General features: G+C 71.4%; 23 protein-coding genes. 10 read left to right on the top strand and 13 right to left on the bottom strand.

Annotated elements, in window-relative coordinates; genetic code table 11:
• Positions 1 to 87 precede the first annotated feature (87 nt).
• Together KF737_RS09800 and KF737_RS09795 are read left to right on the top strand one after the other, a co-directional pair.
• Positions 88 to 1,377: a nucleoside transporter C-terminal domain-containing protein gene (locus KF737_RS09800; RefSeq protein WP_296453812.1), complete on the top strand. Its 1,290-nt coding sequence runs from the start codon at positions 88 to 90 to the stop codon at positions 1,375 to 1,377.
• A 14-nt stretch (positions 1,378 to 1,391) separates the two neighbouring features.
• The gene (locus KF737_RS09795; RefSeq protein WP_296453808.1) at positions 1,392 to 2,210 is read left to right on the top strand and encodes a hypothetical protein; all 819 of its coding nucleotides are present in this window, start codon (positions 1,392 to 1,394) and stop codon (positions 2,208 to 2,210) included.
• Between the two features lie 17 nt (positions 2,211 to 2,227).
• Here the strand turns inward: KF737_RS09795 and KF737_RS09790 are convergent, their stop codons facing one another.
• The 3 genes from KF737_RS09790 to KF737_RS09780 form a co-directional block, all read right to left on the bottom strand.
• Positions 2,228 to 5,536, bottom strand: coding sequence for a S8 family serine peptidase (locus KF737_RS09790; protein ID WP_296453806.1), 3,309 nt, complete (start codon positions 5,534 to 5,536; stop codon positions 2,228 to 2,230).
• A 205-nt stretch (positions 5,537 to 5,741) separates the two neighbouring features.
• Positions 5,742 to 6,650: an MBL fold metallo-hydrolase gene (locus KF737_RS09785; RefSeq protein ID WP_296453803.1), complete on the bottom strand. Its 909-nt coding sequence runs from the start codon at positions 6,648 to 6,650 to the stop codon at positions 5,742 to 5,744.
• Between the two features lie 16 nt (positions 6,651 to 6,666).
• Positions 6,667 to 7,134 (bottom strand): PaaI family thioesterase, encoded by a 468-nt coding sequence (locus KF737_RS09780; RefSeq protein WP_296453800.1) that lies wholly within the window; start codon positions 7,132 to 7,134, stop codon positions 6,667 to 6,669.
• Positions 7,135 to 7,241: 107 nt separating this feature from the next.
• On the opposite strand from KF737_RS09780, the gene KF737_RS09775 reads away from it, so the two are divergent.
• From KF737_RS09775 to KF737_RS09745, 7 genes are read left to right on the top strand one after another with little or no spacing between them, the layout of a single operon-like run.
• Complete coding sequence (locus KF737_RS09775; protein WP_296453797.1) at positions 7,242 to 7,538, top strand: hypothetical protein; 297 nt, start codon at positions 7,242 to 7,244, stop codon at positions 7,536 to 7,538.
• A gap of 19 nt (positions 7,539 to 7,557) precedes the next feature.
• Positions 7,558 to 8,706: an acyl-CoA dehydrogenase family protein gene (locus tag KF737_RS09770; RefSeq protein WP_296453794.1), complete on the top strand. Its 1,149-nt coding sequence runs from the start codon at positions 7,558 to 7,560 to the stop codon at positions 8,704 to 8,706.
• Between the two features lie 32 nt (positions 8,707 to 8,738).
• The gene (locus KF737_RS09765) at positions 8,739 to 9,119 is read left to right on the top strand and encodes a hypothetical protein (RefSeq protein WP_296453789.1); all 381 of its coding nucleotides are present in this window, start codon (positions 8,739 to 8,741) and stop codon (positions 9,117 to 9,119) included.
• Positions 9,116 to 9,493 (top strand): PIN domain-containing protein, encoded by a 378-nt coding sequence (locus tag KF737_RS09760; RefSeq protein ID WP_296453787.1) that lies wholly within the window; start codon positions 9,116 to 9,118, stop codon positions 9,491 to 9,493. The genes KF737_RS09765 and KF737_RS09760 overlap by 4 nt, the downstream gene beginning before the upstream one ends.
• Positions 9,490 to 9,747 carry a DUF3253 domain-containing protein gene (locus KF737_RS09755; protein ID WP_296453784.1) on the top strand — a complete coding sequence of 86 codons (258 nt, stop codon included), beginning with the start codon at positions 9,490 to 9,492 and terminating at the stop codon, positions 9,745 to 9,747. The genes KF737_RS09760 and KF737_RS09755 overlap by 4 nt, the downstream gene beginning before the upstream one ends.
• A gap of 54 nt (positions 9,748 to 9,801) precedes the next feature.
• Positions 9,802 to 10,824 (top strand): alpha/beta fold hydrolase, encoded by a 1,023-nt coding sequence (locus KF737_RS09750; RefSeq protein WP_296453781.1) that lies wholly within the window; start codon positions 9,802 to 9,804, stop codon positions 10,822 to 10,824.
• Between the two features lie 60 nt (positions 10,825 to 10,884).
• Positions 10,885 to 11,961, top strand: coding sequence for a Glu/Leu/Phe/Val dehydrogenase dimerization domain-containing protein (locus KF737_RS09745; RefSeq protein WP_296453778.1), 1,077 nt, complete (start codon positions 10,885 to 10,887; stop codon positions 11,959 to 11,961).
• Positions 11,962 to 12,111: 150 nt separating this feature from the next.
• On the opposite strand, the gene KF737_RS09740 is transcribed toward KF737_RS09745, so the two are convergent.
• The 8 genes from KF737_RS09740 to nhaA form a co-directional block, all read right to left on the bottom strand.
• Positions 12,112 to 13,419, bottom strand: a complete 1,308-nt coding sequence (locus KF737_RS09740) for an ammonium transporter (RefSeq protein ID WP_296453776.1) — start codon at positions 13,417 to 13,419, stop codon at positions 12,112 to 12,114.
• A 241-nt stretch (positions 13,420 to 13,660) separates the two neighbouring features.
• Entirely contained in the window at positions 13,661 to 14,164 is a 504-nt protein-coding gene (locus KF737_RS09735) for a hypothetical protein (RefSeq protein ID WP_296453773.1), read from the bottom strand.
• Between the two features lie 75 nt (positions 14,165 to 14,239).
• Complete coding sequence (locus KF737_RS09730) at positions 14,240 to 15,568, bottom strand: MFS transporter (protein WP_296453770.1); 1,329 nt, start codon at positions 15,566 to 15,568, stop codon at positions 14,240 to 14,242.
• A gap of 179 nt (positions 15,569 to 15,747) precedes the next feature.
• Positions 15,748 to 16,908 (bottom strand): hypothetical protein, encoded by a 1,161-nt coding sequence (locus tag KF737_RS09725; RefSeq protein ID WP_296453765.1) that lies wholly within the window; start codon positions 16,906 to 16,908, stop codon positions 15,748 to 15,750.
• 203 nt (positions 16,909 to 17,111) lie between these two features.
• A complete protein-coding gene (locus KF737_RS09720) occupies positions 17,112 to 17,750 on the bottom strand; it encodes a DUF6134 family protein (protein WP_296453763.1) in 639 nt (212 codons plus the stop codon).
• Between the two features lie 211 nt (positions 17,751 to 17,961).
• Complete coding sequence (locus KF737_RS09715; RefSeq protein WP_296453759.1) at positions 17,962 to 18,840, bottom strand: transglutaminase family protein; 879 nt, start codon at positions 18,838 to 18,840, stop codon at positions 17,962 to 17,964.
• Between the two features lie 36 nt (positions 18,841 to 18,876).
• Positions 18,877 to 19,272 (bottom strand): MAPEG family protein, encoded by a 396-nt coding sequence (locus KF737_RS09710; protein WP_296453756.1) that lies wholly within the window; start codon positions 19,270 to 19,272, stop codon positions 18,877 to 18,879.
• Entirely contained in the window at positions 19,272 to 20,468 is a 1,197-nt protein-coding gene (gene nhaA / locus KF737_RS09705) for a Na+/H+ antiporter NhaA (protein WP_296453751.1), read from the bottom strand. The genes KF737_RS09710 and nhaA overlap by 1 nt, the downstream gene beginning before the upstream one ends.
• A gap of 194 nt (positions 20,469 to 20,662) precedes the next feature.
• Here nhaA and KF737_RS09700 point away from each other — a divergent pair, with 194 nt between their 5' ends.
• On the top strand, positions 20,663 to 22,258 hold the full coding sequence (locus tag KF737_RS09700; RefSeq protein WP_296453748.1) for an NAD(P)/FAD-dependent oxidoreductase: 1,596 nt from the start codon (positions 20,663 to 20,665) through the stop codon (positions 22,256 to 22,258).
• A 36-nt stretch (positions 22,259 to 22,294) separates the two neighbouring features.
• Here KF737_RS09700 and pip read toward each other — a convergent pair whose 3' ends face one another.
• The gene (gene pip, locus KF737_RS09695) at positions 22,295 to 23,287 is read right to left on the bottom strand and encodes a prolyl aminopeptidase (RefSeq protein WP_296453745.1); all 993 of its coding nucleotides are present in this window, start codon (positions 23,285 to 23,287) and stop codon (positions 22,295 to 22,297) included.
• Between the two features lie 8 nt (positions 23,288 to 23,295).
• Positions 23,296 to 24,279 (bottom strand): alpha/beta hydrolase, encoded by a 984-nt coding sequence (locus KF737_RS09690; RefSeq protein ID WP_296453743.1) that lies wholly within the window; start codon positions 24,277 to 24,279, stop codon positions 23,296 to 23,298.
• Between the last annotated feature and the right edge of the window lie 31 nt (positions 24,280 to 24,310).

The raw sequence follows: 24,310 nt of genomic DNA, 5'->3' as shown, positions 1-24,310 counted from the left end.
CCCGGCGCCCCCGCGCTTGCGCTCGATCCGCTTTCGGCGTGCATTGCTTGGCTCAGGCCGCTGACTCGGCGGCGCATCGGGGGATGCATGTTCGGTTTCGGTCTGGAGAACGCCCAGAGCCTGGTCGGCGTCGCCGCCATCCTGGCGATCTGCTGGGCGGCCTCGGAGAACCGGGGCCGCTTTCCCTGGAAGCTCGCCATCGGCGTGATGGTCGCGCAGGGCCTGCTCGTCCTGGCGCTGTTCGGCCTGCCGGCGCTGCGGGCCGGCCTGGAAGGCGTCGGCGTCGCGGTCGATGGTCTGGCCACCTCGACCCAGGCCGGCGTCGCCTTCGTCTTCGGCTTCCTGGCCGGGACGCCGAACCAGCCCTATGCGCTGACCGACCCCGGCTCGCTGTTCGTCTTCGCCTTCCGGGTGCTGCCGGTGATCCTGGTGGTCTGCGCGCTGGCGGCGCTGCTCTGGCACTGGAAGATCCTCGTCTGGATCACCCAGGGCTTCGGGGTGGTCTTCGAGCGGACCATGGGCCTGCGCGGGCCGCCGGCGCTGGCCACCGCCGCCACCGTCTTCATGGGCCAGGTGGAAGGCCCGATCTTCATCCGCAGCTACCTGCCCAGCCTCTCGCGCTCCGAGCTGTTCATGCTGATCACCGTCGGCATGGCCTGCGTCTCGGGCTCGACCATGGTGGCCTACGCGACGATCCTGAAGGACGTGCTGCCGGGCGCCGCCGCCCATGTGCTGACCGCCTCGATCGTCTCGGCCCCGGCCGGCGTGCTGCTCGCCCGCATCATCGTGCCGCGCGACGCGGCCATCGAGGCGGCGCAGACCTACGATCCGCTGGCCGCCAAGAAGTACGACAGCTCCATCGACGCCCTGATCAAGGGCACCACCGACGGCCTGCAGATCGTCATGAACGTGGGCGCGACCCTGATCGTGTTCGTGGCGCTCGTGGCCATGCTCAACAAGATCCTGGGCTCGGTCGGCGACCTCGTGGGCTACAGGCTCTCGGTCGAGGCCGGCCTCGGCGTCATCTTCGCGCCGCTCGCCTGGGCCATCGGCGTGCCGTGGCACGACGCGCCGGTCGCTGGCTCGCTGCTGGGCGTGAAGCTGGTGCTGACCGAGTTCACCGCCTTCATCACCATGGGCGGCATTCCCATCGACGCGATGGACCCGCGCTCCCGCATCCTGATGACCTATGCCCTGTGCGGCTTCGCCAACGTGGCCTCCGTGGGCATCAACCTCGCCGGCTTCTCGGTCCTGGCGCCCGAGCGGCGCAACGAGATCGTCGGCATGGTCTGGAAGGCGATGATGGCCGGCTTCCTCGCCACCTGCCTCACGGCCTCCATCGTGGGCCTGCTGCCCGCCGGCCAGCTCGCCCCCTAGCAAGGGAGATGTCCATGACCCCCGACCGCCGCCTGGTTCTCGCCTCGGGGCTGGCGCTCGTCGCCGCCCCGGCGCTCGCCATCGACCCGGGCTCGTCCTCCGGGGCTTACAGGGACGACGACGCCGACGTCGCCTTCAGGCACGCCACGGCCCTTGAGCGCGACAACGCCGAGGGCCTGCTGGACAGCGCGCGCGAGGTCCGCGTGGCGCTCACCGACCGCGAAGTCCCGCCCTCGGCGCTCTACGGCCAGTCCTTCCCGCCGATCTGGCACATGGCGAGGCGGGGCGAGGTGAAGGGCGTTCTCATCGAGTTCGATCCCGACGACCGCACCGCCGTCGTGGTGACGGTGCTGGCTGCGCCGGAGCCCGGCTATTCGCTGGCCACCCTGACGATCAGCAATTCGGAAGGCCTCTGGAAGACGCTCGACGTCTCCGCCACGCGCATCAGCGGCGAACTGAACCCCGAGGCCAGCGAACGGCTCGCGGCCCGCTTCAGCGCGCCCCTCTTCCGCGACCCGGTGGTCGCCGACATCAAGGGTTCGGCCGCGGCGACCGCCGAGCCCACCGGCGTCGTGCTGGCCCGCGCCGAGGCGATGATCCGCGGCGACATGGCCGCGGCCATGGCGCTGTCGACGGAGGCGGGCGCGGCGCGGCTCAAGGACCTGCCCCCCGAGGCCGCGCCCATGATCAGGCGCGAGCTGCCCAAGATGGTCGCCCGGCTGAAGGCGGCCCGGCGCGTGGTCGTCCGCGAGCAGACCGCGGTGATCTTCCTCGGGCCGAAGGAGTACGCCAGCACCGTCCGCGTCGACGGCGTCTGGAAGGTGGCCGACTGACGCTCCGGCGATCTGCTCTAGGTGAAGATCCAGTCGCCCGCGACGAGGGCGTACTTGTTCGACAGGATGATCGTCTCGGTGGCCCCGCTCACGCCGTCGGTGATGAGCCAACTGGTCGTGGAGCCGACCCTGGCGATGGTCGAGCCCGCGCCCCAGCCGTGCAGCTCCAGCTTCTCGCCCGCGGTGAAGTCGGTGATCGTGTCGCCGGCCGCCTGACCCTTCTGGAACACGAACCGGTCGAGGTCCGCGCCGCCGGTCAGCTTGTCCACGCCCGCCCCGCCGTTCAGCGTGTCCGCGCCGGCTCCGCCGCTCAGCGTGTCGTTGCCGTCCATGCCGAAGAGCCGGTTCGCCGCGCCGTTGCCCTTGATCGTGTTGCCGAGCGCATTGCCGGTTCCGTCCACCGCCGCCGTCCCGGTGAGCGTCAGCTTCTCGATGTTGGCGCCCAGGGTGAAGGTGACGCTGCTCGACACCAGGTCGTTGCCGGCGTTCGGGGCCTCGATCACCACGTCGCCCACGTCGTCGACGTAGTAGGTGTCGTCGCCCAGGCCGCCTTCCATGCGGTCGGCGCCGGCCCCGCCCGTCAGCTTGTCGGCGCCCGCCCCGCCGTACAGCGTGTCGTTCCCCGCGCCGCCGTTGATCGTGTCGGCCCCGTCGCCGCCGTCCAGCACGTTGTTGGCCGCGTTGCCGGTGAGCGTGTTGTCGAGGGCGTTGCCGGTCCCGTTGATGTTGGCCGTGCCGGTCAGGGTCAGGCGTTCGATGTTGTCGCCCAGGGTGAAGCTCGCCGCTGTGCTGCTGACGAGGTCGTTCCCCTGGTCGGCCGCCTCGACCACCACGTCGCCCGGATCGTCGACGTAGTAGGTGTCGTCGCCCGGGCCGCCTTCCATGCGGTCGGCGCCGGTCCCGCCCGTCAGCTTGTCATTGCCCTCGCCGCCCAGCAGCGTATCGGCGCCGTCGCCGCCGTTGATCGTGTCGTCGCCCAGGCCGCCGTCCAGGACGTTGTCGGCGGCGTTGCCGGTCAGGATGTTGGCGAGGCCGTTGCCGGTCCCGTTGATCGCCGCGGTCCCGGAGAGCGTCAGGCGCTCCAGATTGGCGCCCAGGGCGTAGCTGATCGCGCTGGTGACGAGGTCGTTGCCCTCGTTCAGGCCCTCGACCACGACGTCGTCGACGTCGTCGACGTCATAGCTGTCGTCGCCGGGGCCGCCTTCCATGCGATCCGCGCCGATTCCGCCGATCAGCTTGTCGTTGCCCTGGCCGCCGATCAGCGTGTCGGCGCCGCCGCCCCCGTTCAGGGTGTCGTTCCCGGCCATGCCGTTCAGCACGTTGGCGGCCGTGTTGCCGGTGATGGTGTTGTCGAGCTCGTTGCCCGTGCCGTTGACCGCCGCCGCCCCGGTCAGGGTCAGCTTCTCGAGGTTGGCGCCCAGGGTGTAGCTGCCGGCGCTGTTGACCAGGTCGACGCCTTCGTTCGCGCCCTCCACGATCGTGTCGAACGCGTCGGCCGTATAGGTGTCGTTGCCCGGGCCGCCGATGAGGCGGTCGGCGCCGGGGCCGCCGTCCAGCTTGTCGTTGCCCGCGCCGCCCGAGATGGTGTCGTTGAACACGCTCGCCTTCGACAGGCCCGCGGGCGCCGCGGTCAGCGAGAAGGTGTCGTTCGCGGTGGTGCCGACCACCGAGACACCGCCCGGCGAGATGCTGTAGATCAGGGCCGAGACGTCGAGCCGGCCGCCCGTCACCGTCTTGCCCGCCAGCGACGAGGTCGCCGTCGTCGCGGCCAGGAGATCGGCGCGGATCTGCGCCGCGCTCGCGCCGGGATTGAGCGCCGCATACATGGCCACCGCGCCGGTGACGAAGGGCGTCGCCATCGAGGTGCCGCTCTTCGAGCCGTAGCCCCCGCCGGGAACCGTCGAGTTGATGTTGCTGCCGGGCGCGCCGAGGTCGACCGTGGTCGCGCCGTAGTTCGAGAAGCTGGACAGCGCGCCCGTCGAGGTCAGCGACGCGACCGCGATCACGGCGTCATAGCCGGCCACGGCCACGGTGTCGTAGTTGGAGGGGTAGTTCGGGACGGCGTTGTTGTTGTCGCCCACCTGGTCGTCGCCGCCGTTGCCGGCCGCCGCGATGAACAGCAGGTCCGCCTGCGCGCTCCGACCGATGGCCGCGGCGAGCAGCGGCGAGGCCCCGCCGCCGCCCCAGCTATTGTTGGTGGCGACGATGGCGTTGCCGCCGGGCGCGGCGCTGAGCGCGGTGATGTAGTCCAGCGCCCGGATCGCATCCGACGTGTAGCCGCCGTCGGGGCCCAGGAACTTGGTCACGATCACCTGCGTCGACCAGGTGACCCCCGCGCCGCCCACGCCGTTGCCGCCCTGCGCCGCGATGATCCCGCCCACGTGGGTGCCGTGGCCCACGTCGTCCATCGGGTCGTTGTCGTTGTTGAGGAAGTCCCAGCCGATCAGGTCGTCGGTGTAGCCGTTGCCGTCCTCGTCGATCCCGTTCTCCCACCGGGGGTCGTTCAGGAGGTCGCCGGCGTCGATCCGGCCGTTGCCGTTGACGTCTGTGACGAAGCTGGCGTTGGCCGCGGCGTTCAGGTCGCGGAAGCCGATATGGCCGTCGCCGTCGACGTCGACCAGGGAAGCCCGGAACGCCAGCGGGATCTCGCCCGGGTTCAGCCAGACGTTCAGGTAGAGGTCGGGATGGGTGTAGTCGAGGCCGGTGTCGACGAGGCCGACGGCCACCTTGCTGGAGCCGGTGTAGCCCGCCGTCCAGGCTTCGCCGGCCTGGCTGCCGTAGACGTTCGCCTTGGCGGTGGTGTCGCCGTACATGCCCCATTGCTGGCCGCCGGTGAACAACGGGTCGTTCGAGATGTCCTGGCCGGCGATCTCCGGGGTCGGCGGGTCCAGGATCGTGCGGTCTTCGCCGCCCGACGGGCCGGTCAGGACGCCTTTGTCGAGGCCGCCGCCGACCGGCGCCAGGTCGCCGCCCACGCCGGGGTCCGGGTCGCCGGCGCCATCGCCGGGATCGCCGTCGCCGGGATCGTCACCGCCGTCATCATCGCCGTCGTCGAAGGTCGTGAGCACATAGTCCGGCTGCGCGGTCTTCACGCCGGGCAACTGCGAGATCTGCCGGATCGCGTCTTCGAGCCCCGTGCTCGCGCCGATCGTGAGCCGCAGGAACGCCGACGAGGCCGCGCCATTGCCGGGGCCGGCCACGACCGCAAGCCCGCCCAGCGCCACCTTCAGGGCCGCGATGTCCGCGCCGGAATCCAGCGTGATCAGCACCGTCCCGGGGCGAACGGCGAAGTTCTGGTAGGTGCTGTTGGTCGCGGGCACGGGCATGTCCTCGGACAGAAGCTATGGCGGACCTCGCGAAACCGCGCCCGGAACCCCCACGGCGCCTGGCGGGCGCCGCGCCCCCAAGCGGCCGCGCCCGTCCTGCCCCGCCGACCCCCAGGTGGCGCCGCAGGCACTATGATCGCCGCGTGGAGCTCCCGCGACCGGATTCTCCCGTCGAGCGATGCGCGCATTCCCGCGCTCGCCCGCTTCAGCGCGGGAGGATGGGCGTGACCACGAAGTCGTCGCGCACGGCGCGCGCCGGCTTGCCGGCCATGCCGTGGATCGCCGCCTGCAATTCCAGCAGGGCCGAGAACGGCAGTTCGAGAGGGTGTTCGTCCGGGTGGGGCGGCCTGTCCGGGAACTCCTCGCCGGGCTTGCGGCTCATCTCGATGTGGGCGCCCAGCGCCCAGGCGACCTTGTGCGTGGCTCCGAAGGCCGCGACCCGATCCAGGCTGTCCTGCAGCTCACCGAAGCGGTTCGAGGGCACATAGATCCGACCCGGGTACAGGGTGTCGCCGCTCAGCAGCAGCCGGGTCTTCGGGTCGTAGATCATGATGTGCGCCGGATGGTGGCCCGGCGTCGGGATCACCGACAGCTTCCGTCCGCCCAGGTCGAACGTGGCGATCTGCTTCGGCCAGTCGGCGATGCCGAAGAAGGCGGCCACGTCCTCCGGCTTCAGGCCGACCACGGTGGTGTCGGGGCGGTCCGCGAACTCGGCGTCGCCCTGGTGGTGGTCGCCGTGGCCGTGACTGTGGGCCACCACCAGCGGGATCGACGCGCGGCCGTGCGCCTTCAGCCATCCGGCGATCACCGCCTCCACCGCCGGGCGGATCTTCACATTGCCCGCGCCCGTGTCGAGCAGCAGCGCCCGGTCGCGTCCGAAGAGCAGGTACAGGAACGGGCCTTCGAAATTGGTCCGCAGCGACTGGCGGATCACATAGGTGTCGCGGTCGTATCGCTGGGTCTGGGTGGCGGGCTCGGCGGCGTCGGTTCCGTCGATCCACGGCTTGAACGGGCCGGCGCAGGCGGGCCCGGCGGCCGTGGCCAGTGTCAGGACGAGGGCGAGGGCCCGTCCGGCCCCTGCGGCATGACGAAACCGGCCAGCCTGGCGCTCCATGAACGACATGGCCGCCCTAGCCGCGGACCGTCGTCTTCTTCAGCACCGACGAGAACGCCGCCACCGGGCCGCCCGGCGCGCTGATGATCCCGCGGACGAAGACCATGCTGCGGCCCGCCTTCACCACGTCGCCGCGGCATTCGACCAGATCGCCGATCCGCGCCGTGCCCACCAGCTCGCAGTTGAAGGTGGCGGTCACCGTCCGGCTGCCGTCGATCACGTCGCGGGCGATCACGAACAGGCTGAAGTCGGCGAAGGTCATCACGCAGCCGCCGTGCATGAAGAGGCCGCCGTTCATGTGCCTGCGCTCGGCCCGGAAGGCGCAGACCTTCTGCCCGTCGGCGTCGATGCGATAGTAGAACGGGCCGGCCAGGTCCTCGAACGGATCGCCGCCCGGATAGCACTGCCAGCCGGCCCACTCGCCCTCGGTCACCGTGATGAGCTTCGAGACGTAGGTGTTTTCCAGGACCTCGCCGCCGTCCATTTCCCCTCCGGTCGCCTGCCGAACCGTTTGCCCGGCGCAGGTTCGAACACTAGTTTGACCTGACCGCTTACAGCCCATCGGGCGCCCCTCACGCAAGGCCGGACATCGTGCTCAGTCTCATCCTCGCGCTCATTCTCGCCCAGGCCGAGCCCGCCGCCGCGCCGGTCGAGAAGGCCCCGCCGCCGCCGTCCGTCGAGGGCGGCCCCGCCAAGGCGCCGCCGCTGAGTTCCGCCGAGGCCGTCGACGCCGACGGCGTACCCGCCTGGGCCAAGCGCAAGCACAAGCAGCCGGTGCAGTCCTGCGAGACCCGGCCCAACATCGGCGTCGAGACCTGGCGCCAGCGCTTCGAATCGGCGGGCCAGCCCGTGCTGAAGCCCAAGCCCGAAACCTTCACCTGCCACTGACCGACAAGGATTCCACCGCATGGCGCTCGACGCCGAGACCCGCGACCAGTTGATCGACACCGTCCGCCGCTTCGTGACCGAGCGCCTGCGGCCCCTCGAGGCCAAGGTGGCCGAAGACGACGCCATGCCCGACGAGGTCATCGAGGAGATGAAGGGCCTGGGCCTGTTCGGCCTCTCGATCCCCGAGGAATACGGCGGCCTCGACCTCTCCATGGAGGACGAGTGCCTGGTGGGTGTCGAACTCGGGCGCACCAGCCCGGCGTTCCGGTCGACCTTCGGCACCAACGTCGGCATCGGCAGCCAGGCGCTCTGCATGTTCGGCACCGAGGCCCAGAAGGAGAAGTACCTCCCGGGCATCGCCTCGGGCGACATCATCACCTCCTTCGCCCTCACCGAGCCGGAGGCCGGCTCGGACTCGGCCAACGTCCAGACCCGCGCGGCGAAGGACGGCGATCACTACGTCCTGAACGGCGCCAAGCGCTTCATCACCAACGCCAACAAGGCCCACCTCTTCACGGTGATGGCCCGCACCGACCCGTCGAAGCCCGGCGGCGGCGGGGTCTCGGCCTTCCTGGTCGAGCGCGACAGCCCCGGCCTCACGGTCGGCAAGTCCGAGAAGAAGATGGGCCAGCAGGGGGCCCACGTCTCGGAGGTGTTCTTCGACAATGTGCGCGTGCCGGCCGAGAACCTGATCGGCCGCGAGGGCGAGGGCTTCAAGGTGGCCATGCAGGTGCTGGACCGCGGCCGCCTGCACATCTCGTCGGTCTGCATCGGCGTGGCCGAGCGCCTGATCGCCGACTGCGTGGCCTATGCGTCCGAGCGCAAGCAGTTCGGCCAGCCGCTGTCGTCGTTCCAGCTCCTGCAGGGGATGATCGCCGACTCCAAGACCGAGGCGCTGGCCGCCAAGGCGCTCACGATGGAAACCGCGCGCCGCCGCGACGCCGGCGAGAACGTCACCATGGAGGCGGCGGCCGCCAAGTACTTCGCCTCCGAGATGGTGGGCCGGGTGGCCGACCGCGCGGTGCAGATCTTCGGCGGCGCCGGCTACATCGCCGACTACGGCATCGAACGCTTCTACCGCGACGTGCGCATCTTCCGCATCTACGAGGGCACCAGCCAGATCCAGCAGGTGATCATCGCCCGCGAGACACTCAAGCGGGGTGGGTGACAATCGATGATAGCAATGCTAGCATTGCTATCATGGCCACCCTGACCGTTCGCGATCTACCGGACGACGTCCATGACGCGCTGCGCCGCCGCGCTGCCGAGCATCGCCGCTCGGTCGAGGCGGAGGTTCGTGAACTGCTCGCGCGGGCGGTGGACCGGCCGACGGACGAGCAACGCCGCGCAGCCATCGCGCGGCTGCACCGGATGAGCGAGGCCGTGGGCGCCCTGTCCAAGACTCCGGACGGCTGGTCGTCCACGGACGCCTTCCTCGCCGAGAGGCGGCTGGAGGCGGCGTGGGAAGATGGCCGCGTCACGGACGCCGAGCGCCTGGACTGGATGGCGCGTCTCGAGCGATTCGAAGCGACGCCCGACACCCTCGAGGCGTTCGTCCTGTCGCGCACGCCGCCGCGATGAAGGTCGTTCTCGACGCCTCGGCGATCCTTGCGCTCGTGAAGCGGGAGGTGGGCTGGTCGATGGTCGAAGACCACATCGCGGAGGCCGTGGTGTCGCCGGTCACCCTGGCGGAGTGCCTGGGCAAGGCGGCCTTGCAGGGCATGAACCCTGGCGACGTCCACGGCGATCTCCTCCGGACCGGGCTCAGCATGACGCACCTGATCGCCGAGGACGTCACGATTGTCGCGTCTCTCTGGCAGCTTGCGCGAAAGAATGTCTCGCTCGCCGATCGCTTTTGCCTGGCGCTGGGGTTGCGGCTGCGGGTTCCGGTCCTCACCGCCGACCGCCCGTGGCGTGATCTCGGCCTGCCGGTCGAATTGAGGTTCATCCGATGAGCGCCGAAGTCGAGGCCGCCATCTTCGACCTGCTCGGCAAGGTCGCGCCCGGCAAGTCGGTGTCGCCCGAGGACGTGGCCCGCGCGGTCGACGCGGCGGGCTGGCGGCGCGAGCTCGGCAAGGTGCGGCCGGCCGCCGTGGGCCTCGCGCGCGCCGGCCGGCTCGTGATCCTGCGCCACAACAAGCCCGCCGACCCCGACGACTTCAAGGGCGTCTGGCGGATGCGGCTTCCCGCCGCTGACGAAACCGGCTGACACGCGCCCGCCTTTTCGGAAGGGTAACGGCCGGTCCCTAACATCGTCGGCAAGATGCAGCGTTTCGTCCTCGTCGCCCTCCTGTTCCTGCTCTCCGCCTGCGCGCCGATGCTGCGCCAGGCGGCGCTCACGCCGCCCGCCGGGTTCAAGGGCGCGGAGTTGGCCGCCGACCACGTGATCTCGTTCGACGGCGCGCGGCTGGGCCTCTCCGCCTGGCCGTCAAGGACCGGCGAGCCCTGGGCGGTCGTCGTGGCCGCGCACGGCATGAACGACTACGCCAACGCCTTCCACTTCCTGGGCGATGCGCTGGCGGCCGAGGGCGTCACCACCATCGCCTACGACCAGCGCGGCTTCGGCCGCTCGCCGGGCCGTGGCGTCTGGGCCGGCCAGGACCTGATGGTCGACGACCTGCGCACGGTCGTGGCCCTGGCGCGCGCAAAATATCCTGGCGCGAAGATCGTCGTGGTCGGCGAGAGCATGGGCGGCTCGGTCGCCGCGCTGGCCTTCGCCTCCGGCAACCCGCCGGCCGCCGACCGGCTGGTCCTCTCGGCGCCCGGTGTCTGGGGCTTCAAGTCGCAGCCGCTGCCGAACAAGACGCTACTGTGGCTGGCCGCGAACTTCACCGGCTCGAAGGTCTACACGCCGCCGAAATGGCTGACCGACAGGATCTACCCCACCGACAACCGCGAAGAGCTCATCGCCATGGGCCGCGACAAGCTGATGATCTGGGGCGCCCGCTCGGACACGCTCTACGGCCTCGTCAAGCTGATGGACCGCGCCGCCGCCGCCGTCGGCGACGACCATGTGCCGACGATCTACCTCTACGGCGCCAACGACGACATCATCCCCAAGACCGCCGCCTTCAGGGCCGTGAAGGGGCTGAAGCCCGCCGACCGCAGCGCCTACTACGCCGCCGGCCATCACCTGCTGACCCGCGACAGGCAGCGCGCGGTGGTGATCGGCGACATCCTGGCCTTCATCCGCGACCCCGAGGGGCCGCTCCCGTCGAACGCGCCGCCGATCCCCGGCGCGCCGACCTCCCATCCGGAGGCGTCACGGCGCGCCGCGGGGTTGTGAGATGCCCCGGCTGGGCGTACATGGCGCGAAAATCCTCCCCCAGGACGTAAGGTTCACGGCATGACCTTGTTCGATTCTCCGGCTTTCGAGGGTCACGAGGGCGTCCACGCCTTCTCGGACGAAAAATCCGGCCTGAAGTGCATCATCGCCGTCCACTCGACGGCCCGCGGCCCGGCCGCCGGCGGCTGCCGCATGTGGCCCTACGCCAGCGCCGCCGAGGCCCTGGACGACGCCCTGAAGCTCAGCCGGGCGATGTCGTACAAGAACGCCATGGCCGACCTGGAGCTGGGCGGCGGCAAGAGCGTGATCATCGGCGACAGCCGCACCCAGAAGACGCCCGCGCTGTTCGAAGCCTTCGGCCGCGCGGTCGAGGACGTGGGCGGCAAGTACTGGACCGCCGAGGACGTCGGCGTCTCGGTCCACGACCTGCAGCACGCCCGCAGGCATACCCGCTACGTCGCCGGCCTCGAGGGCCATGACGCGGCCTCGGGCGATCCCAGCCCGGTCACCGCCGAGGGTGTCTTCCGCGGCGTGCGCCTGTGCGTGCAGCGGGCGCTCAAGCGCGACCTCGACGGCGTGCGCGTGGCGATCCAGGGCGTGGGCAACGTAGGCGGCTACCTGGCGAAGAAGCTGCACGCCGCCGGCGCCAGGCTGGTGCTGACCGACGTGAACGGCGAGGCGCTGCGCCGCGTCGCCGCCGAGACCGACGCCCAGATGGTGGCCCCCTCGGCGATCTTCGACGCCGACGTCGACGTCTTCGCCCCCTGCGCCCTGGGCGGGGCGGTCAGCCTCGACACCCTGCCGCGCCTCCGCGCCCGCATCGTCGCCGGCGGCGCCAACAACCAGCTCGCCGATGCGCAGGCGGGCCTGGAGCTGCACCGCCGCGGCATCCTCTATGCGCCGGACTACGTCATCAACGGCGGCGGCATCATCAACGTGGCGGGCGAGATCCGCGCCCTGGACCGCGGCGAAGCCTTCGACCCGGCCTGGGTCGACGCCAAGCTGGACCGCCTCGCGCTCACCCTGGAAGAGGTGCTGGAGCAGGCCCGGACCGAGCGCCGCCCGACCCACGAGGTGGCGAACGAGATCGCCCGCGCCCGCATCCTCGGCGCCCCGCGCAAGCAGGCCGCCGCCTGAACATCCCTCCCCTTCAGGGGAGGGACAGCTCGCCGCGAGGCGAGCAGGGTGGGGAAACCTAGATCATCCCCGCCCTCTCAGTTCACGCCCCACACTTCCCCACCCTGGCCGCTGGCGCGGCCTGTCCCTCCCCATGAAGGGGAGGGAAGGTCAGCTCTGATACGCCCGCTCGCCGTGGGTCGACAGGTCGAGGCCGTCCTCGATGGCTTCGGGCGAGGCGCGCAGCCCCACGGTGAACTTGCACACCAGCAGGATCGCCGCCGAGGCCACGGCCGACCAGGCGCAGACGGCTGCGACGCCGATCACCTGCACGCCGGCCTGCGCGCCCATGCCCATGCCCTCGGCGTAGCCCGCGCCGCCGAACATCGGCGACGCCAGCACGGCCACCAGCAGCGTCCCCAGGATGCCGCCCACCCCATGCACGGCGAAGACGTCGAGGCTGTCGTCCAGCTTGGCGCGGCCCTTCACCAGCTCGACCGCGTGGAAGCAGATCAGGCTGGCGAGCGCGCCCAGCACCACGCCGCCCACGGGGCCTACGAACCCCGACGCCGGGGTCACGGTGGCGAGGCCCGCCACCACGCCGGTCACCACCCCGATCATGCTGGAGCGCTTGAACCTGATCTGCTCGATCAGCGCCCAGGTGAGCCCCGCGGTCGCCGCCGAGAGGTGGGTCGCCACCAGCGCCGAGCCGGCCGCCGCGTCGGCCGCCAGCGCCGAGCCGGCGTTGAAGCCGTACCAGCCGACCCACAGCATGCCGGCGCCCATCATCGTCATGCCGGGGTTGTGCGGCGGATGCAGGTCGCGCGGGAAGCCGTCGCGCGGGCCCAGCATCGCCACGGCGACCAGCGACGAGACGCCGGCCGTGGCATGCACCACCAGGCCGCCAGCGTAGTCCATCACGTGCATCCCGGCCAGCCAGCCGCCGCCCCACACCCAGTGGCACACCGGCGCGTAGACCAGCAGCAGCCAGAGGCCGGAGAAGAGCAGGACCGCGCCGAACCTGATCCGCTCGACATAGGCGCCGACGATCAGGCCGGGCGTGATGATGGCGAACGCCATCTGGAAGGCGAAGAACACCGTCTCGGGCAGGGTCCCGCTCACCGTCTCGCGCCCGCCCGGCAGGCCGAACCTGGCCAGGTCTCCGATGAGGGGGTTGGTCCCGGAGAACGACAGGCTGTAGCCGCCCAGCAGCCACACCACCGACGCGAGGCAGGCGATGGCCACGCAATGCATCATCACGCTCAGCGCGTTCTTGGCGCGCACCAGGCCCGCATAGAACAGCGCCAGGCCCGGCAAGGTCATGAACAGCACCAGCGCCGTCGCGGCCAGGATCCAGGCGGTGTTGCCCGGATCGGTCGGGGGCGGCGCGGCCGCCGCGGCGTCCTGTGCGAAGGCCGCGCCCCCGCCTGCCGCGAAAATGAGCGTCGAAAGTCCGGCCAGCCCTGGTGCTCGGCGCATCGCGTCGTCCCCTTCGCCCGCGCCGCCGACGGTTGGGCCGCCGATCTGCCCATGCGCCGGGCATCGACTGCATAGGGTCTGGGCAGTCGGGCGGTCGACCGCCCAACGGACGGGCGTCGGCTTGACGCTGCGCTCATCCGCCGGAACGCTGGTTTTCTCGGCAGCAAACGCTGAAAATCTGTGCAATCGCGCGGCGCCGGCCTGCCGCGCCGGCCATGCCATCTGGCATCGATTACGGATACTAGCGTTCCCGCAGCCGCCGCAGCCCGCTCCATGCGATCCGCCCGCCGATCAGGGCGGCCGTGGCGCCCACGCCGAGCGCCAGCGCAAGCCACAGGACCCCGGCCCCGGCGTCGAAGGCGCGGGGCCGCAGCAGGCCCTGCACGCCCGAGACCGCGACACGGACCGTGACGGCCGAGGCCGCGAGCGCGATCAGGGCGCCGACACCCGCCGTCGCCGTCGAGGCGACGACGTCCAGGCGGTCCCGCTCGACGCCGCGGGCGGCCTTGAGGCCGGCATGCCCGATCCGGAACAGGCGGGTCCCCCACCAGGCGGCGACGCCCGCGGCCGCCAGCGTCGGAAGGAGCGGGAGCCAGCCGTGGGCTGGGGCGCCGGGGGCCGGGAACAGCACCATCTGCAACGTCGCGGCGCCGACGGCGAGCGCGAGCAGGCCGCAGGCCCCGGCGATCAGCGCGCCGCCCCACAGCGCGGCATGGGTCCGGAACTCGACGGGTCGACCGCTCATCCCGCGATGAGGGCAGGGGAATCGGCCGGGCTCAAGCCCGGCGCTGCCCGCCGGCGGCTCCCGGGAACGAGGGCGTCAGGCGAGGCGGCGGGTCCGCGGATCGCGCACGGCGAGGACGAGGATGATGAAGGCCGACGCCAGGAAGCCCAGCGAAGCCATGAACACGATGTCGTAGCCGTAGGCTTCGGCGACGAGGCCGCCGATCAGCGGGCCGGCGGTGGCGGTGATGCTCTCCGCGGTCGCCGAGACGGCGATGCGCATCGGCAGGTCGTCGCGGCTGCCGAACTCCAGGATCATGGTCTGGGCGGCCATCATGTAGCCGCTGAGCGAGGCGCCCAGCACGGCGAACGACGCGAAGATCGAGGGCACGGTGTGCAGGTTGAGCAGCATCAGCGTCGCCGCCACCCAGCCGACCAGGGCCATCACCAGCACCAGCCGGAACCCCGACTTGTCGCCGAGGTAGCCCCAGACGAGGTTCGAGGCCGTGTCCGCGCCCAGGAACGCGAACGAGAGCAGGCCCAGCGTCGCCCCGTCGGCGCCGATCACCTTGCCGACGTAGAGGATGTAGAACGGCGTCGCGATCCGCGCCGAGGTGGCCAGCATCTGCACCACCAGGAACCAGCCATAGGCGTGGTCCTGGGCGATCAGCGCCGGGAACTCGCGCAGCCGGTCGCGGAAGCGGGACCGGGGCCTGACCGTCGGCGGTTCGGGCTCGCGCAGCAGGATCTGCAACGCCGAGAGCCCCAGGCTGGTCAGCACGAAGGCGAAGACGAAGGTGGTCGAATAGCCGTTCCCGAACAGGTTCGGCTCGATGAAGTAGACCCCCGCCGCCCAGGCCAGCACGGCGGCGATCGCGCCGCCGGTGGCGTTGCGCCACGCCTGCAGCCGGCCGCGCCGGCTGATCGGGATCACCTTCGACATCAGGAGGCTGAACACCACCCGCTGGGCGCCCATGAAGACGCCGAACATCAGGATGAAGAACAGCAGCGCCCAGACCAGCGCCTGGCCCTTCAGGAACCAGCCCGACAGCGCCATGCAGAGGATCGCCACGCGGCCCAGGCTGCCCATCCACATCGCCGCCGGCATCACCTTGGTGCGGTGCTCGACCTTGGTCGCGCCGAAGATCGGCGAGATCACCCCGCCCAGTTGCTGCAGCGCCAGGCCCAGGCCCACGATGGCGTTCGAGCCCGAGACGGCGTGCAGGTAGGCGGGCAGGAACGTCGGGGCGTTCACGAGGCGGAAGCCGGTCATCCCCAGCATGCCGTGCAGGTAGTTGCCGAGGTAGTTGCGCTTCAGGTTGTCCCAGACGAACTTCTCGTAGGCCGCCTCGCGCACGGCCAGGTCGTCGCCTTCCTGGGCGGCCACCAGGGTGGCGTCTTCGGTTTCCTCGACCTTGGCGTCCAAGCTTCTCCGGCCGCTGGCGCCGGGTCTGCCGCCCCCGCGTCCCCGGCCCCCTTCGTCAGGTGGCGGATTTCAGAAGGTCGGGTGCGTATGCGAACCGGCCGTAGGCAATGCTAGAGCGCCGCCGGGGATCGTGGGAAGCCCTTTCGCGAGCAGCCGGAAACGCGCCTCCGGAGCAGGCCTCACCCGCGCCGCGCCGGCGCCGCCTCCAGCCGCCCGTAGCGCCGCCATAGCAGGGTGAAGGCCATCACCGCGCCCGCCAGGCCGATCAGGATCGGCGCGGCGTAGGTCGCCCCGCCCGCCACGATCGCCGCGCCCGCCAGGCACGAGGCGCCGCAGCCGATGTCCCAGCCGCCCTCGGTCGCCACGCTGAAGCGCAACGGGCAGGGGGACGCCTTGGCGAGGTTGTAGATCGGAGCCATCAGCGCCGGGATCCACACCGCCACCACCAGCGCGCCCAGGGCGTTGGCCGCGACCGCCAGCCAGGGCGACCCCAGGCTCACGCCCCGCAGCAGCAGCACGCCCGCCGCGATCGCGAAGGCGATCACGATGGCCGAGCGGCCCCGGCCGGCGTCGATGTGCCTGCCGATCCAGAGGCTGAAGACGCTGCCCGCCAGCGCCGCCAGCGCCATGGCCCCGCCGTAGGCCGTGAAGCTCTGGCCCAGCGCGATGAACAGCGCCACCTGCCAGACGTAGTGGTAGCCGCCGGCGAAGATCCCGTCGCAGGCCATCAGCGCCGCGCCGAACCGGGCGGCGCGGAAGCCGCCCGGCGCCTCGTGCGCCACCGCCACCCTGGGCGCGCCCAGCAGCGGCGCGGCGGCCAGCACCTGGACCACGCCCGCCGCCGGGAAGGCCAGCCACGGCCCGCCCGCCGCCAGGGCCCAGGCGCCCAGCAGCGGCGCCACGACGCCGATCAGCGCCATCAGCGCGGTGCGCACCGCCACCTGGCCGCCCCGGTGCTCCGCGTCGCCGACCGCGGCGAAGTAGGCATGGTAGCAGGTCCAGTAGAGGACGCTGCCGACCGGGCTCACCAGCACCACGGCCAGGAAGGCCCCGTCCACGCCCTGCACGAAGGGCAGGATCGGGAAGACCGCCGCCTCCAGCACCGTGCCCAGCACCAGGGTGGCGCGCAGCCCGAAGCGCCGCGCGAACGGCAGCACGAACGGCCGCAGGATGAAGCGCCCGGCGGTCATGGCCGCCATCGAGCAGAGCACCAGCGGCGCCGGCACGCCGGCCCGCAGCAGGAAGACGAGGATGAAGATGCCGCCGGCCTCCTGGGCCAGCGTCTGGATGCCCGAATGCAGGTTGAGGCGGTTCACCGCCTCGTTGGAGAAGAAGCTCATGGAAGGAACGCCCGAGGCAGAGGTGCGCACAAAGGCTCATGCCCGCGCGGGGCGGGGAGCCTTGGATTCGGCGGGGGCTGCTAACCCCTGGTGCGTTCGCAACCGGGACACATGGTCGGTGACCTTACGCACGGTCGCGCCGGGTCACAAGCGCGTCGCCTCCCCCGCGGGGCGGCGGGAGGCAAGTCGTGTCCGTGCGAGGATCAGACCCGCCTGTATTCCATCTTCGAGCCGTCCTCGAGCTTGCCCTTGAGCGCCAGCCAGTTGCCCTGGGCGTCATAGAAGTCGTCGATCTCGGCTTCGCCGCGGATCTGCCACTGGCCGGGCTTCACCTGGGTGCAGGTCACCTTCAGCATCTTGCCTTCCTGCTGGTTGAACAGCGGCTTTCCGAAGTTGCCCTGGTTCCAGTGGCTGAGCGGGAGCGCGTTGGCGGGGCCGCGCACCGCGCCGGCCGGGCCGTTGATCTGCACGTAGCCGCCCATCTGGCGCGCCGAGACCTTGGTGATCTTGCCGTTGCCGTCGGTGGTGGTCTCGACGCTGGCCCACTTGCCGTCGACCCACTTCTCCACGGCCGTGTGCTTGTACTTGTAGACCGGCACCGGCCCGACCTTCACCGTCATCGCCACATTGGTGGTGGCCGTGCGGGCGTCGTCGTCGCCGCTGAAGCTCACCACGTGCTCGCCCACCTTGGTCCCGTTGCGGAACACCTGGAACGCCAGGCGCGGCGGCAGGGCGGCCCAGGCGGCCGGCGGCAGGACGAGGCCACCCACGCCTCCGAGGACGAGTGTGCGGCGCGCGATCAGCAGGCGTTCGGACATGTTCGGCAGGACCCTGGTTTCCACCCTCGGCGGCAATCTAGCGGGATGTACGTGCCGTTCTAGTGTCCAGGACGCGGCGGATAGCTGCGGGGCGCGGGGACGGGCAGCGGCTTCTTCGGCCCCTTCTGTCCATGCTGCGGGCTGGTGGCCTGCCGGGGGAAGCTGATCCCGAGGGAGTCCTGCTGCTGGAAGCCGGTGGTCATGGGCGAGCCCTCCGTCGGGTCGAATCAATGACTCAGGCGGCCGCCTGGAGCGAATCGTCGGGGCGCACATCCACGTGAACGGTCAGGCGCGTGTCGCCCGGGTCCCCGTGGATCGCGCCGCAGATCGGCGTGGCCTCCGCCGGCGTCCGCGCCACCGCCACCGGGATGAGGTCTGGGCTCTCGGCGATGGCGTTGGTGGGATCCAGCTCGGTCCAGCCCAGGTCGGGCAGGAACACCTCGCACCAGGCGTGGGTCGCGCCGGCGCCGCGCATCGCGCTCTCGCCCGGCGAATAGAGGTAGCCGGTCACGAAGCGCGCCGCATAGCCCAGCCGGCGCAGCGCCTCGACCATCAGCCAGGCGAAGTCGCGGCAGGTGCCGGCCCCCAGCCTGACCGTGTGCGACGGCTCCTGCGCCGCGCCGATGTCGCGGGCCTGGTATTCGAAGCCGTCGTGGATGGTCCGGTTCATCCGCAGGAGGAAGTCCAGCGCCGGCTCGTGCGGGCTCCCCATCTGCCCGCGCAGCCACTTCAGCAGGTCGCCGTCCGCGTCCTCGGTCGCCGGGTCGATGAACGGGGCCAGCACCGCCCGGTCCGGCGGCGTGTAGACGATCGGCGTGGCGGTCTGCGGGTCGTCGACCTCCAGGTCCGCGAGATGCGCCGGGAAGCGCTCGATGGTGAGCTCCGAGATGATCGAGAGGCCCGTCGATTCCCCGCCCGGGGTGAAGCAGCAGACCGAGTTCCCGAGGGCGTCGTAGACCCAGCGCGTGTCGCCGGGCGGCGAGACGGTCAGCACCGCGTCCGTCACCCGGATCGCGTGGCTGTCCCGCGGCCGCAGCAGCATGCGGTGCGCCGCGAACGACACGGGCCGCTCGTAGCTGTAGTGCGTCTCGTGTCGGATCCGGAGCCTGGCCATCCGCACGGAATGGTCCTGAAGCGGTGCGGTTCCCCGTCAGCCGACGACGACCGCCGTCATCGCCAGGACCAGGCCGAGCGTCGCGAAGTTCCAGCTCAGCGTGCGGACCCAGGGCAGTCCCGCGGCGTACAGGGGCAGGAAGGCGACGCGGCCCGCCAGGTACATTCCCGCGCCCCATACGCCCAACGTCGAGCCGGTCCGCCCCAGGTGCTCGAGGAGCAGCACCGCCGCCGCGAAGATCGGGAAGGTCTCGAGGAAGTTGCGTTGCGCCCGGTCGAGGCGGCCGGCGACGCCTCGCGGCCGCAGGTCGTCGTCGCGCGCGCCCACCGTGTAGGCGTTGCCGACCTGCGCCTTGAACGTGAACGAGGCCGCCGTCATGTGGACCAGCCCCAGGACCATGCCGCCGAACAGCATCCACGACTCGAACGACATCACGCCGTCTCCTTCTCCGCCTGCGCGCCCCTGCGCCGCGCGGCGCCCAGCACGATCGCGCCGGCGATGGCCGACAGCACGCTGCCCCCCAGCACGCCCAGCTTCGCCTCGGTCTGCAGGTCGACGGCGTCGCCGGGGAACGCCAGGGCCCCGATGAAGAGGCTCATGGTGAAGCCGACGCCGCAGAGCAGGCCGACCCCGTAGAGTTGCAGCCATGTCGCGCCGTCCGGCCGCCGGCCCAGGCCGAGCCGCGAGACCAGCCAGACGGCCCCCAGCACCCCCGCCTGCTTGCCGAGGAACAGGCCCAGCGCGATCGCCACGACCAGCGGGGCCAACGCCTGCGCCGGCGACAGGCCGGTGAGCGCCACGCCCGCCTTGGCGAAGGCGAAGAGGGGTAGCACCAGGAAGGCGTTCCAGGGGTGCAGGTCGTGCATCGCCTCCTGCAAGGGGCTCTGGTGGTTGTCGGCCCGCGCGCGCAAGGGCACGATCGCGGCGAACGCCACCGCCGCGAGCGACGTGCTGAGGCCCGCCAGCACCGTCAGCCACCAGACCATGGCGAAGGCGACGATCCAGAATGGCGAAGGCACGCGCACCCATCGCGCGACCAGGCCCATCGCCGCCAGGATGCCGGCCGCCGCCGCGGCCATCGCCCAGTCCGTCCCCCCGCTGTACAGCGCCCCGATCAGCACGATGGCGCCCAGGTCGTCGACGATGGCGAGGGTCAGCAGGAAGATGCGCAGCGACGGCGGCAGGCCCCGCCCGACCAAGGCCAGCAGGCCCAGGGCGAAGGCGATGTCGGTCGCCACCGGGATCGGCCAGCCGGCGTGCGGCGCGCCTGTCGTCGCCGCCAGGATCAGGTAGACCACCACCGGCCCCAGCATCCCGCCCAGGGCGGCGACGACCGGAGTGGCGAGCTTGCGCGGATCGCTGAGCTCGCCGCGCAGGATCTCGTGCTTGATCTCCAGGCCCACGACCAGGAAGAAGAGCGCCATCAGCCCTTCCTTGATCCACTCCGAGACGGTCATCTCCAGGGCGAAGGGACCGATCGTGAGCGGCTGGACGCTCTTCAGCATTCCGAAGTAGGCGGCGGACCACGGCGAGTTGGCCGCGACCAGCGCGGCGACGGCGGCCAGCGCCAGCACGCTCGCCGAGGCGGCCTCGGTGCGGAGGAATTCGAAGGTCAGTTTGCGCGCCACGGCGGCCTCCCGGAGGGTCAGCGGTCGTGGCGTCAGGTTATCGACGGACGCCTGACTGGATTCGCCGGGAAGGGCGCCAGCCCGGTCGCTGGAGCGCGACCCGATGTCTGCCCGGAAGCATAGCCGGCCGACCGCCGCGGGCAAGCGGAACCGGTCGGCTTGCCCGTCGAACGCGCCCGTGCCATCGGGCGCCCATGGCGAGCGACGTGATCATCGTGGGCGGCGGGCACAACGGCCTGACCTGCGCCGCCTACCTGGCCGCGGGCGGACTGAAGGTGACGGTGCTGGAGCGCCGGGGCGTGCTGGGCGGGGCGGCGGTGACGGAGGAATTCCATCCCGGCTTCCGCAACTCGACAGCCAGCTACACCGTGTCGCTCCTGAACCCGAAGGTGATCCGCGACCTCGACCTGCACGGCCACGGCCTGAGGGTGGTCGAGCGGAAGATGGCCAACTTCCTGCCGCTCGACGGCGACCGCTTCTTCGTGGGCGACGGGATCACCCAGGCCGAGACCGCGCGGTTCTCGCCGAAGGACGCCGAGCGCCTGCCGGCCTACTGGGACCGCCTCGACGCCATCGCCGACGTCCTGCGTGAAGTGGTGATCCAGACGCCGCCCAACCTGGTCGAGGGCTCGTTCGCCGAGGCGCTGCCCGAGCTGCTGAAGAGCGCCGTCCTCGGCCGCAGGCTCTCCAAGCTGACGCTCACCGCCAAGCGCGACCTGCTGGCGCTGTTCTCGCAATCGGCGGGCGACTGGCTGGACGGCTGGTTCGAGAGCGACCCCATCAAGGCCGCCTACGGCTTCGACGGCGTCGTCGGCGCCTACGCCAGCCCCTACACGCCGGGCACGGCCTACGTCCTGCTGCACCACGTCTTCGGCGAGGTGAACGGCCGGAAGGGCGCGTGGGGCCACGCCCTCGGCGGCATGGGCGCGATCACCCAGGCGATGGCCGCCTGCTGCCGCGCCCGCGGCGTCGAGCTGCGCACGAACGTCGCCGTGGCCGAGATCCTCACCGGGAAGGGCCGCGCCACCGGCGTCGTCACCGCCACGGGCGAGGTGCTGAAGGCCCGCGCGGTAGTCTCCAACCTCCACCCGCAGCTCACCTTCGGGAAGCTGGTCGATCCGGCCGCCCAGCCCGCCGACTTCCGCGAGCGCATCGGCCGCTACCGCTCCGGCTCGGGCACGTTCCGCATGAACGTGGCGCTGTCCGAACTGCCGCGCTTCACCGTCGCGCCCGAGCCGGGCGACCACATGACCGGCGGCATCATCGTCGCGCCGACCCTGGCCTACATGGACCGCGCCTTCGTCGACGCCCGCGAGCACGGCTGGTCGAAGGCGCCCATCGTCGAGATGCTGGTCCCGTCCACCCTGGACGACAGCCTCGCGCCGCCCGGCCGGCACGTGGCCAGCCTGTTCTGCCAGCACGTCGCGCCCGAGCTGCCCGGCGGCCGCGCCTGGGACGACCATCGCGACGAGGTCGCCGACCTGATGATCGCCACGGTCGAGAAGCACGCGCCGGGCTTCGCCAGGTCCGTGCTGGGCCGCCAGGTGCTCAGCCCCCTCGACCTCGAACGCACCTTCGGCCTCGTGGCCGGCGACATCATGCACGGCCGCCTGAGCCTCGATCAGCTCTTCTCGGCCCGCCCGGTCCTGGGCGCGGGCGACTACCGCAGCCCGATCCGAGGCCTCTACCAGTGCGGCTCGGGCACGCACCCCGGCGGCGGCGTGACGGGCGCGCCAGGCCACAACGCCGCGACCGAGATCCTCAGGGACGCCAGGCGGCGGCGGTTCTGACCGCCGGAAGGCTGGCGTCGCGGCGGGTCATCCCGCTCAGAGGGTCAGCGCCTGGTCGGTGGCCCGCACCAGGGCGTCGACGATGCCCGGCTCGGTCGAGGCGTGGCCGGCGTCCCAGACCACCTCGAACCGCGCCGCCGGCCAGGCCTGCTTCAGCTTCCAGGCGCTCTCCATCGGCGTCACCACGTCGAAGCGGCCCTGGACGATCCAGCCGGGGATGCGGGCGATGCGGTGGAGGTTCTCCAGGATCCAGTTCGGGCTGTCGAAGAAGCCGCCGTTGGCGAAGAAGTGGCACTCGATCCGGGCGAAGGCGATCGCGAAGTCGATCTCGTTGAACTTCGACGGCCGCGCCTCCGGCCCGCGGATCGAGATGGTGTCGCCCTCCCACTGGCTCCAGGCCGCCGCGGCCTCGGCCTGCACGCGCCGGTCGGGGTGGGTCAGGCGCTTGTGGTAGGCGCCGATCATGTCGCCGCGCTCGGCCGGCGGGATCGGGGCGCAGAAGCGGGCCCAGGCGTCGGGGAACAGGAACGACGCGCCGTCCTGGTAGAACCACCGCAGCTCGCGCTCGGTCAGCAGGAAGATGCCGCGCAGGACGAGGCCCGTGACCCGCTCGGGGCGCCTGATCGCGTAGGCCAGGGCGAGCGTGGAGCCCCACGAGCCGCCGAACACGGCCCACTTCTCGACGCCCAGATGCTCGCGCAGGCGCTCGATGTCGTCGATCAGGCTCCAGGTGGTGTTGTCGTCCAGGCTGGCGTTCGGCCGGCTCTTGCCGCAGCCGCGCTGGTCGAACAGCGCCATGCGCCACTTCGCCGGGTCGAAGAACCGCCGCATGGTGGGGTTGATCGCCCCGCCCGGGCCGCCGTGCAGGATCACGCACGGCTTGCCGTTGGGATTGCCGCACTCCTCGTAGAACACCTCGTGCGGGCCGCCGGTCGAGAGCCAGCCGTTCGCGAACGGTTCGTTGTCGGGAAACAGGCCGCGCCGGTGCTGCGCGCCGGCCACGGCGGGCGGCGGGGTGTTACGTTCCATACGCCCTTCTACTTCGGGAACCGCCTGTCCAGCCAGTCCAGGATCAGGCGGTTCACCTCCCCCGGCTTCTCCTGTTGTGTCCAGTGGCCCGAGCCCTTGACCATGGTCGTCTCCAGGTCGCCGACGAAGGCGGGCATGTGCTCCGCCGCGGCGGGCGGCAGCACGGCGTCCAGTTCGGCCGTGATCATCAGGCAGGGGAGGCCGTCGATCCGGGTGGGCAGCGCCTCGGCGCGTTCCCAGTTGCGGGTGAAGTTGCGGTACCAGCTCACGGGGCCGAAGAAGCCGCCGTCGCGGAAGGCGTCGGCGAAGACCGCCAGTTCGCCGTCGCTCAGCAGCCGCTCGCGCGGATCGACCGACGGGTCCCACGCCTTCAGCAGGTCGCGGAAGGCGAAGGTCGAGCCCGAGGCCGACGGCGGCGGCGCCACCGGCCCGGCGGCCGGGCGGCGCATGAAGAAGTCCATGGTCCGCCTGGTGTCGGCGCCCAGCACCGCCTCGGGCTCGTCCGGGGTCTGGAACCAGACGATGTACATGTCGGGACCGAAGCGCGCCCGCATCGCGGCGATGGGGTCCGACGGTCCGCGCGGCAGGAAGGGCGTGTTGAGGCCGATGACGCCCGCCACCCGCTCCGGATGGACCAGCGGCATCTGCCACACGACGAAGCCGCCCCAGTCGTGGCCGCAGAAGATCGCCTTCTCCACGCCCAGGTGGTCGAGCAGGCCCGCCATGTCGCCGGTCAGGTGGTCGATGTCGTAGTCGGGGACGGCTCCCGGCTTGCCCGAGAGACCGTAGCCGCGCTGGTCGGGCGCGATCACCCAGCGGCCGGCGTCGCCCAGCGCCTTGATCTGGTGGCGCCACGAGAACGCCAGCTCCGGGAAGCCGTGGCTGAGCACGATCGGGACGCCCTCGCGCGGGCCGGCCTCGTAGTAGCCGATCTCCACGCCGTTCACGCGCGCCCGCTTCGGCGGCGGCATCATGGTCTCGAGCGCGCCCATTCGAGGTCCCTCCGAGCGATTCCGGGTTTCC

It is taken from the genome of Phenylobacterium sp. (genome assembly GCF_019636135.1).
Taxonomy (GTDB): Bacteria; Pseudomonadota; Alphaproteobacteria; order Caulobacterales; family Caulobacteraceae; genus Phenylobacterium.
Note: the sequence above shows the minus strand (reverse complement) of the source record. Positions and strands in the feature narration are given on the sequence as shown.

Excerpts from the sequence above, each read along its gene's own strand:
- KF737_RS09780 (WP_296453800.1), bottom strand. The coding sequence starts at position 7,134 with ATGGACGGCGGCGAGGTCCTGGAAAACACCTACGTCTCGAAGCTCATC.
- KF737_RS09785 (WP_296453803.1), bottom strand. The coding sequence starts at position 6,650 with ATGGAGCGCCAGGCTGGCCGGTTTCGTCATGCCGCAGGGGCCGGACGG.
- KF737_RS09740 (WP_296453776.1), bottom strand. The coding sequence starts at position 13,419 with ATGCGCCGAGCACCAGGGCTGGCCGGACTTTCGACGCTCATTTTCGCG.
- KF737_RS09770 (WP_296453794.1), top strand. The coding sequence starts at position 7,558 with ATGGCGCTCGACGCCGAGACCCGCGACCAGTTGATCGACACCGTCCGC.
- KF737_RS09755 (WP_296453784.1), top strand. The coding sequence starts at position 9,490 with ATGAGCGCCGAAGTCGAGGCCGCCATCTTCGACCTGCTCGGCAAGGTC.
- KF737_RS09765 (WP_296453789.1), top strand. The coding sequence starts at position 8,739 with ATGGCCACCCTGACCGTTCGCGATCTACCGGACGACGTCCATGACGCG.
- KF737_RS09700 (WP_296453748.1), top strand. The coding sequence starts at position 20,663 with ATGGCGAGCGACGTGATCATCGTGGGCGGCGGGCACAACGGCCTGACC.
- KF737_RS09790 (WP_296453806.1), bottom strand. The coding sequence starts at position 5,536 with ATGCCCGTGCCCGCGACCAACAGCACCTACCAGAACTTCGCCGTTCGC.
- KF737_RS09745 (WP_296453778.1), top strand. The coding sequence starts at position 10,885 with ATGACCTTGTTCGATTCTCCGGCTTTCGAGGGTCACGAGGGCGTCCAC.
- KF737_RS09750 (WP_296453781.1), top strand. The coding sequence starts at position 9,802 with ATGCAGCGTTTCGTCCTCGTCGCCCTCCTGTTCCTGCTCTCCGCCTGC.
- KF737_RS09725 (WP_296453765.1), bottom strand. The coding sequence starts at position 16,908 with ATGAGCTTCTTCTCCAACGAGGCGGTGAACCGCCTCAACCTGCATTCG.
- KF737_RS09690 (WP_296453743.1), bottom strand. The coding sequence starts at position 24,279 with ATGGGCGCGCTCGAGACCATGATGCCGCCGCCGAAGCGGGCGCGCGTG.
- pip (WP_296453745.1), bottom strand. The coding sequence starts at position 23,287 with ATGGAACGTAACACCCCGCCGCCCGCCGTGGCCGGCGCGCAGCACCGG.
- KF737_RS09760 (WP_296453787.1), top strand. The coding sequence starts at position 9,116 with ATGAAGGTCGTTCTCGACGCCTCGGCGATCCTTGCGCTCGTGAAGCGG.
- KF737_RS09735 (WP_296453773.1), bottom strand. The coding sequence starts at position 14,164 with ATGAGCGGTCGACCCGTCGAGTTCCGGACCCATGCCGCGCTGTGGGGC.
- KF737_RS09715 (WP_296453759.1), bottom strand. The coding sequence starts at position 18,840 with ATGGCCAGGCTCCGGATCCGACACGAGACGCACTACAGCTACGAGCGG.
- KF737_RS09795 (WP_296453808.1), top strand. The coding sequence starts at position 1,392 with ATGACCCCCGACCGCCGCCTGGTTCTCGCCTCGGGGCTGGCGCTCGTC.
- KF737_RS09710 (WP_296453756.1), bottom strand. The coding sequence starts at position 19,272 with ATGTCGTTCGAGTCGTGGATGCTGTTCGGCGGCATGGTCCTGGGGCTG.
- KF737_RS09800 (WP_296453812.1), top strand. The coding sequence starts at position 88 with ATGTTCGGTTTCGGTCTGGAGAACGCCCAGAGCCTGGTCGGCGTCGCC.